We start from the raw sequence: 1,038 nt of genomic DNA, 5'->3' as shown, positions 1-1,038 counted from the left end.
TTTTAGTGAAAGTTGAGATTTAGGGATGGTTTATTCTTATCGTGCAAAGGTTTCTATAAGTATTTAGTGTACCTAAAAAAATCTCACCCTTAGCGAAGTCATCCGCATAACTTTCTTTGTCGAAAAACCTATATACTGAACCTGTATGTGAATCACTAAAATAAGCATTGTCTGGTAATTCCGTAAATAGTTTATTTTCCACAGCTTGCTGTAATTTTTTTTATTTTTAATTTTTTCTCTCCTGTTTCTGCGTTCTGCTTTCGCCTTGTTTGTTGCATTTTTTCGCTTACCCATAATAAATTCCTTATAAGCATACTTATTAGAAATTGCTTGAAAAGCCCCTCATCTAGGAGTTTTGAAGTGGCATAATAAGTTTAGACACCTTTTAAGAGGTTATACTAACCTAAAAAAGGACAACGCCATGACTCAACAATACGGAAAATTTAATCGAGAATTCAAACTCTAATCTTTTTTTTGGTCGCTCATTGAGTCTATTTCAATGAACCAAATGTCATCACTACTGACCTGAGTAAAATCACAACTTTTAGGAAGATACTTTCTAATAATACCATTGGTGCTTTCCTTAGAGCCTGGTTACCAAAAGGCAAAAGGCATCAGTATCAACTAAATAAAACATAGCATGTAAGTAACGCTTTACTCGCTAATAATTAGTAAGCTCTTTGCCATTATCAGAGGTGATGGTCTTAACAAACAGCGTCAATGGACTTAGTAAATCGCTTATTGCACCAGCTACTTCTACAGACATTTTGTTGATATTAATCGTCACCATCTCTTTTAGAGATTTTATTTACCTTGCTTAATTGAAACTAGATAACTATCTAATCAGCTGCTACGGCCTTCTTATCCGTCCACGGTACGAACTTCATTGAGTAACGCACCATGTGTACAATACACAGCTGAACCTGAGCATTGGGGTAGACGTTGTTAATGGCATCAGGGAAGCCCTTTAAGCCGTCGACACAGGCAATGAGGATATCTTGTACCCCGCGGTTTTGTAGTTCAGTGAGAACACCCAGC

Annotated in this window: 1 pseudogene; it reads right to left on the bottom strand. The window is 36.5% G+C overall.

Features of this window, described 5'->3' with window-relative positions:
- Window positions 1–845 precede the first annotated feature (845 nt).
- Window positions 846–1,038 (bottom strand): annotated as a pseudogene (locus QZ265_RS10925) (transposase); the annotation flags it as partial.

The sequence above is a fragment of the Psychrobacter sp. genome, assembly GCF_018260395.1.
In the GTDB taxonomy this organism is placed as follows: domain Bacteria; phylum Pseudomonadota; class Gammaproteobacteria; order Pseudomonadales; family Moraxellaceae; genus Psychrobacter.
This window is presented reverse-complemented; position numbering and strand designations above follow the sequence as displayed.